General features: G+C 49.9%; 7 protein-coding genes, 1 tRNA gene and 1 pseudogene (1 of these 9 only partly in view). 4 read left to right on the top strand and 5 right to left on the bottom strand.

The features are described from left to right. Positions 1 to 88: 88 nt before the first annotated feature. Positions 89 to 1,285, bottom strand: coding sequence for a tyrosine-protein phosphatase (locus E7Z62_06790; GenBank protein MBE6522813.1), 1,197 nt, complete (start codon positions 1,283 to 1,285; stop codon positions 89 to 91). Between the two features lie 110 nt (positions 1,286 to 1,395). Between E7Z62_06790 and E7Z62_06795 the strand changes: the two genes are divergently transcribed. Next, positions 1,396 to 1,995, top strand: a complete 600-nt coding sequence (locus E7Z62_06795; protein ID MBE6522814.1) for a hypothetical protein — start codon at positions 1,396 to 1,398, stop codon at positions 1,993 to 1,995. A 145-nt stretch (positions 1,996 to 2,140) separates the two neighbouring features. On the opposite strand, the gene E7Z62_06800 is transcribed toward E7Z62_06795, so the two are convergent. Beyond that, positions 2,141 to 3,526 (bottom strand): aminotransferase class I/II-fold pyridoxal phosphate-dependent enzyme, encoded by a 1,386-nt coding sequence (locus E7Z62_06800; GenBank protein ID MBE6522815.1) that lies wholly within the window; start codon positions 3,524 to 3,526, stop codon positions 2,141 to 2,143. 160 nt (positions 3,527 to 3,686) lie between these two features. Here E7Z62_06800 and E7Z62_06805 point away from each other — a divergent pair, with 160 nt between their 5' ends. The 3 genes from E7Z62_06805 to E7Z62_06815 are packed head-to-tail and all read left to right on the top strand — an operon-like array spanning position 3,687 to position 6,283. After that, on the top strand, positions 3,687 to 4,859 hold the full coding sequence (locus tag E7Z62_06805) for a PLP-dependent transferase (protein ID MBE6522816.1): 1,173 nt from the start codon (positions 3,687 to 3,689) through the stop codon (positions 4,857 to 4,859). Continuing rightward, positions 4,856 to 5,767: a cysteine synthase family protein gene (locus tag E7Z62_06810; GenBank protein MBE6522817.1), complete on the top strand. Its 912-nt coding sequence runs from the start codon at positions 4,856 to 4,858 to the stop codon at positions 5,765 to 5,767. Before E7Z62_06805 ends, E7Z62_06810 begins: the two co-directional genes overlap by 4 nt. 57 nt (positions 5,768 to 5,824) lie before the next feature. Continuing rightward, positions 5,825 to 6,283, top strand: coding sequence for an Rrf2 family transcriptional regulator (locus E7Z62_06815; GenBank protein MBE6522818.1), 459 nt, complete (start codon positions 5,825 to 5,827; stop codon positions 6,281 to 6,283). 332 nt (positions 6,284 to 6,615) lie between these two features. Here the strand turns inward: E7Z62_06815 and E7Z62_06820 are convergent. The 3 genes and pseudogenes from E7Z62_06820 to E7Z62_06830 form a co-directional block, all read right to left on the bottom strand. Then, positions 6,616 to 6,689, bottom strand: a tRNA-Arg gene (locus E7Z62_06820). 97 nt (positions 6,690 to 6,786) lie between these two features. Next, a complete protein-coding gene (locus E7Z62_06825; protein ID MBE6522819.1) occupies positions 6,787 to 6,972 on the bottom strand; it encodes a 30S ribosomal protein S27ae in 186 nt (61 codons plus the stop codon). A 5-nt stretch (positions 6,973 to 6,977) separates the two neighbouring features. After that, positions 6,978 to 7,139, bottom strand: a pseudogene (locus tag E7Z62_06830) (hypothetical protein); it runs 336 nt beyond the window's last position.

Raw genomic sequence — 7,139 nt, forward strand, 5'->3', positions numbered from 1 at the left:
GGGGTCACCCCCTCCCTTACAAATTCAGATCGGGAACATTCTTCGAAACGATCCATCGGACTCTGACCGAAATTTATGATATCGCGTTTCAAATCCCGCCGGTAAGCTTTTCCTTGACCTTTGCGACCTTGTCGGCATCTATTCCGACATAATCCACAAGATACTTGGTGAATACCTCTTCGGGATAGAACTTCTCGAATTCTATTTTGTTCCAATCCACTTTCTCCGGATGTCCTATCAGTTCGGTATGATCATACAGATAGAACACACGTTTCGGATAATACTCCGATATTATTTCGTATTCCTCGCTGCCTTCCTCGATGTTATAGCAGTTGCAGAAAGAGGTCATGAAATCTTTCAGGATCTCATCGTAGGTCGCTCCGGCGAGACCTTCGATGACAGCGCAGTAGAAACCAGTACGGTCCTTGCCGTATGAACAGAAGACCCCCGTCTTCCCTTCTGCTTCGAGGAGGGAATCGATCAGGAATCCGATCTCGTCAGGATACGAATGGACTGCCGCATGGCATAACTGACACGACACCTTGCCTTCCCTGTACAATCTGCTCGCATATGCATCCGGCATCTTCTCCGCATATTCGGCCACTTCATCTTCATCCATGTTCAAACAGATCATGTACTCGATCCCTAGCTCTCTGTAGAATTCATCGGTGATAAGGCTGCGATTGCCGACGTTCCAAGGCGATGCTGAACGGTATATCGAATCAGATAACAGATCGCCTCCGCTGACCTCACGTATATTGGCGAACTTAACCATATCATCATAATCATCGGGATCGTCGCTATGCCCATTCAGATAGTTCGGTAACTTGTCAACGTTCGGATTCCTTCCCTCGCGAGAAAGGGTGAGAACGTCGCCGACCTTGAAATCCAGGGTGACGTGGTTGCAAGTGGCGTATCCTAAGGTGATCTTTCCAGATTCATCGGTGATGTACCCGCCATAAACAGGTACTGCCTTGTATTTCGCATTGGGGGAGAGAAGGAACAGGTTCGCATCGTCATCGGTCTTCACCAGGATATCATCGCCTATCTCTGCCCCGAGACCCTTCAGATCGTCCATACCGATATCCAGAACGATGGTGTTTCCGTGTTGGACCTCGATCACCTCTGCACGCAGCGTAGGTTCCTTATCTTTGAAAACGTCAGAGATCGCTATGGCCCCGACGATGGCCACCGCTGTGATTACGGCTACGATGATGAGCTTCGGCATCCTGTCCATAAATCTTGGTATCCCTTCTGAAGAATAAAAGTTGGTGCACTTAGACATGGATCGAGAGCTTTGACAGATTCGCAATAGTCATTCGCATATGAACGATGATGCCGCTTCCTTGCACCGACAATGATAGCTTATTATTACGTGATCCCACATCTCCAATCATGGGGAAAACCAGGGCGATAACGGTCTCCGTTGCGATCGTCGTCATCATATTGGCAATCGCATACGCCATGCACCTTGATGACGAGAGAGGAAAAGGCGAATTCTTTTTGGATTGGGGCCCCGGCACCACAATGGAGTATCGTATGAGCGGCGGGTACACCGGGAACATCGCGGGATACGACGTCTCGTATATCTTCGATGGCAGCACCCAGCATGATGAGATAATATCATCTTCAGCGACCGAGTTCACTTATGACAGGATAGCGACCATGAGAGTTACCTACATCGATCCGAGAACGGAGGAAACCCATTCAAACACACGGTCCTTGGAAAGAACAGTTACCCAGGACAAAACGGTCAGATTCGATGACTACAAATCATCAACGATGGAAACCAAATGGGGGACCAAGAATGTCCTGATCATCAAATCGATCATAACGGATGAAAACGGCAATAGGATTGATTCGATAGATTACAGGGATGAGAGCACCTTTATCCGCCTCAAGGCCGAACTTTCTTGCGACGATTATAGAACCAAAACGTCCGTAGTGAAGGATTGGCATATGACCTATACACTGACGGATTATGTGTTGAAGTGAACGTGGAACCACATGCCGGAAATCCCGCTCATTCGATCAAAAAATAAGTGAACGGCAAAAGAGAAAATAATTGAGGAGGCTGCCTCGCCCGGGAGGATGAAGATACGGGCGAGGCTGATTTGAGTATCGTGCTTTTTTTGTTACATCACTCCTTCTTTCCAAACAGTCTTCCTAGGAATCCTTTATTCTCAGTCTTTGTCTGTTTAGGTTCTTCGATTCGGATCTTCGCGAATGCCTGCTCCAGATCTGCAAGGATGTCGTCGATATGCTCTGTTCCTATGGACAGCCTAATGGTGGAGGGGGATATTCCCTGTTCCTTGAGTTCTGCCTCGTTTAGCTGAGAGTGCGTGGTCGATGCAGGATGGATCACAAGGGATTTCACATCCGCCACATTCGCCAGCAGTGAGAACAGCTCCAGATTGTCGATGAACTTCTTGGCATCATCTTCAGTTCCCTCTATATCAAATGTGAATATGGATCCGGCACCGTTGGGGAAGTATCTCTTGTAGATCTCATGAGTCGGCTGATCCGGGAAGGAAGGGTGGCTTATGCTCCTTACCTTCTTGTTGTTCTTCAGATAGTCGAGGACCTTGAGGGTGTTCTCCACATGCCTGTCCACACGTAGCGAGAGTGTCTCCAACCCCTGGAGCAGGACGAATGCTGTCACAGGGGAGATGGATGCGCCGGTATCACGGAGGAGGACAGCTCTGATCCTGGTCACGAATGCCGCTGGGCCGAGTGCCTTGTAGAAGCTCACTCCGTGGTAGCTTTCATCAGGCTCGGTCAATCCAGGGAACTTTCCGTTATCCCAATTGAACTTTCCTCCCTCGATGATCAAACCTCCGAGCACGGTTCCGTGGCCGCCGATGAATTTGGTCGCAGATTCCACTACTATGTCTGCCCCGTGTTCAAGGGGCCTGATGAGATAGGGGGTTGCGAATGTGTTGTCAACCACCAACGGGATGCCATGTTTGTGTGCGATCTCGGAGAGTTTCTCGAAATCGGATACATTCGAGTTGGGGTTTCCCAGAGTCTCGGTGAACAGCGCCTTCGTCTTGTCGTCGATAGCTGCATCGATCGCAGCGTAATCATCGGGCTCGACGAATTTGGTCTTGATTCCATATGTGGGGAGGGTGTGCTGGAAGAGGTTGAATGATCCTCCGTAGATGGTCTTTGACGATACGAAGTTGTCACCTGCTGCTGCAAGGTTGAGGATGGTGTACGTGATCGCGGCTGCACCCGAAGCCAAGGCCAAAGCGGCCGAACCTCCCTCCAGGGCTGCGATACGTTTTTCGAGCACGTCTTGGGTGGTGTTCGTGAGACGGCCGTAGATGTTACCTGCATCCCTCAGCCCGAACCTGTCGGCTGCGTGCTGCGAGTTATGGAACACATACGAGGTGGTGAGGTAGATCGGGACGGCTCTCGAGTCGGTGACTGGATCTGGCTGCTCCTGACCTACATGGAGCTGGAGGGTCTCGAATCTCTGATTCTTTGCGTTGTTTGGACCGGTTGGAACGTTGTTGCTTGACATTTTTTTCACTTCCTTTTTGGACGTCATCCTGCCAAAATATTCTGATGCGAATATTTCGGATGCATTTGATGTCGCTTCCGAATATCGCTAACGACTAACTAGTATTTAATTAATTTCCTATATGAAAATAGTAAAATACTACAATGAGATATCACTGGTCATGAATACTACAATAGCAAGCGGGAAATACTCGCTAGAAACGACACTGATCCATGGCGGTAATCAGATTGATGAACGCACGGGTGCAGTCAATGTGCCGATCTATCAGACTTCGACATTCAGACAGGACGGGCTTGGGAAGAACAGGGGATTCGAATACTCACGTACGGGCAATCCTACAAGGAAGGTATTGGAAGATCTAATAGCCGAACTTGAAGGCGGTGTCGCGGGATTTGCCTTCGCATCCGGAATGGCTGCCATTACTACAGTATTATCTCTTTATAAGTCGGGGGACAGGATACTCATCTCACGCAACGTCTACGGAGGAACATTCCGTGTCCTTGATAAGGTCTTCAAGAACTTTGGAATTAATTATACTATATTAGAATCTGAAGACCCTGATGATCTCAGAAAGGCGATCACGCCTGATGTGAAGGCATTGCTGTTAGAGAGCCCGGCCAACCCGCTCATGTCAATCACCGACATCAGGGCATTCTCCGCGGTGGCCCATGAATTGGGAGTGAAAGTGATCGTGGACAACACATTCATGACCCCGTATCTCCAGCGCCCGATAGAACTCGGTGCGGACATCGTCGTACATAGCGGAACGAAGTATCTGGGAGGTCACAGCGACCTCGTCGCAGGACTCGCTGTGGTGAACGACCAGGAGACTGCTGAAAGATTAGCTTTCCTCCAGAATGCCACAGGAGGCGTGCTGCAGCCCTTTGATTCATTCCTCCTGATCCGTGGAATCAAAACGCTTTCGGTCAGGATGGACAGACATGTGGAGAACGCGGTGAAAGTAGCCAAACATCTGGCCTCCAGCGATGATGTGTCCAAGATATTCTATCCGGGACTGAAATCCGATCCAGGATTCGAGATAAACTCCAAACAGGCAAAGAACGGAGGTGCAATGCTCTCCTTCGAGCTGAAGGAAGGACATGACCTCAACAGATTCTTCGAATCACTGGAGCTGATCTCACTCGCAGAGAGTCTCGGGGGCGTTGAATCCTTAGCATGCCATCCTTCGACCATGACTCATGCCTCCATTCCGGAGGAGATCAGGAAGGCCGTAGGTATCACAGATGGGCTGATCCGTCTCTCGATCGGTATTGAAGATGCCGATGACATCATCCGCGACCTTGATAATGCAATCAAGGAGTCCAGATTATGACATTGTATGGTTCCGTCAAAGAACTGATAGGCGAGACGCCACTCGTAGAGCTGAAGCACATGAGCTATCCTGAGGGCATCAGGGTGTTCGCCAAATTGGAGCTTAGTAACCCGGCTGGGAGCGTCAAGGACCGCGTAGGGGCGTACATGATTGCAGATGCGGAAAGGAACGGTATCCTGAAACCTGGATCCACCATCGTAGAGGCCACGGCAGGCAATACTGGGATAGGAATCGCTTTAGCGGCTCTGAACAAGGGATACAGAGTGATATTCACAGTCCCTACGAAATTCTCCGAGGAGAAGCAGAAGATCATGAGGGCTCTAGGCGCAGAAATCGTGAACACACCGAAAGAAAAGGGAATGCTGGGAGCGGTAGCAGAAGCCGAACGCATCATATCCGAGATACCTGGTTCTATATCCCTCAAGCAATTCGATAACATGAGCAATCCACGCTGCCATTTCGAAACGACCGGTCCAGAGATCTATCGCGATCTGGAAGGGAGAATCGACTACGCCGTTATGGGTGCAGGGAGCGGAGGTACGTTCTCCGGTGTCGTAGGCTATCTCAAAAGCAGGAACCCTGGCATCGAAGGTGTTCTTGCCGACCCGGTAGGATCCATAATCGGCGGTGGAGAGAAATCAGAATATGCGATCGAAGGGATCGGCAATGATTTCATAGCCAAAACGATGGATGTATCCTTGATAGATCGCGTCTACAAAGTCAGCGACAGCGAGGCATATGATGTCTGCCGTAAACTGGCGAAGAACGAAGAAATACTTGCAGGACAATCTTCCGGTGCTGCCCTTGCAGCAGTCCAAAAGCTCGCTGAGGATGTCAAGGTAGGGAACATCGTCACGATCCTCCCGGACAGAGGAGACAGATATCTGAGCAAAGGACTGTTCGGATGATTCCCACGTAGCTGAAGGCAACATTAAAGATAATAACGTAAGAGGTGATTTCCAGGCGTGAATGTATCGACAAAAACCCGCTATGCATTGCGCATGCTTGTGGATATCGCGGCCTTCCAGGATTCCGGAAAGGTCAAAATCAAGGACATCTCCGAGAGGCAGGGCATTTCCATCAAATACCTGGAGCAAATCGTAGCCACACTCTCCAAAGCAGATATAGTAAGAGGGGAGAGGGGCCCTCAGGGCGGATACAGGCTGACCCGTCCCGCTTCCGAGATTACCGTCGCACAGGTCGTTATAGAGATCGAGGGGGGAATCGCACCTGTACCTTGCATCAGGGACGGGAACGTGGAATGCGACAGAAAGGACCGCTGTACGACAGTGGACATGTGGATGAAGATAGAGAAGGCCGTCATGGACATCATGAACGAGACTACGATACAGGATCTACTAGACGATGCAAACGCCAAGGGCATCATCAGAATCAAAGACTCCATGCCCGAATACATTATCTGATTGTCAACAGGCCCCTAGGAACTGCTTAAGACCTGTTTAGAAACGTGAGGTTTCTTCTTTCCATCAACCGAAAACTTATCGGAAGAAGTAAGCCCGCTAAGACCACAAGTATAGCGGCACATGCCTGTTAGACATCAATGGCACCAGATTTGTTGACCAGATGTCAGAAGACATAGATGAATACTCATTCACCTTGGATCTGGAGAACTCATGGGTTTCAATCCCATTTTCTTGAGAGGTTTCAGCAATTATTGTACCTTCGTTAGAATCGCTTCATACAATTTTTAATTTTTATTGCCCCTTGAAAAATCGATGCTGGCTGTAAGCTTAAGCGGGCCCGTCGGGATTCGAACCCGAGTCCGGAGCTCCGGAGGCCCCTATGCTATCCAAGCTATACTACGGGCCCATTGGAGAAAGAAAGGGTATTTGCCGGGGTTAGATACTCCCCGGCGATCCTGTGCCTCCTTTTGAGAGGGAGGAGGCGAATGAAGAATTTACCTTTCTCAGTCCTTCTTTGTGAACTCGGTGTATCCGCAGCATCCGCAGGATACACGGTCCTTGTGGACTGCCATAAATGTTCCGGGTCCGCACTTGGGACAGAACTGTTTGGTCCTTGTGACGGTGTTTCCGTCGACCTGATATGCACTTGATTTCTTGATTGCTGCCTTGGGTGCTGCTGCTTTTGCCATTACAATCACTCCTCAGCTGCGGGCTCTGCTGCCTCGGGGGCCTTTGCCTCGATGCCGTTCCTCTTCAGAAGGTACTCCCTGTCGTACTCAAGTGCTGCCTCTTTGGACTCGTAGACCTTTGCGTATCCCTTGGACATGCCCCTTCCGTAGACGGACTCGATGTTGTC

It is taken from the genome of Thermoplasmata archaeon (genome assembly GCA_015063285.1).
In the GTDB taxonomy this organism is placed as follows: domain Archaea; phylum Thermoplasmatota; class Thermoplasmata; order Methanomassiliicoccales; family Methanomethylophilaceae; genus Methanoprimaticola.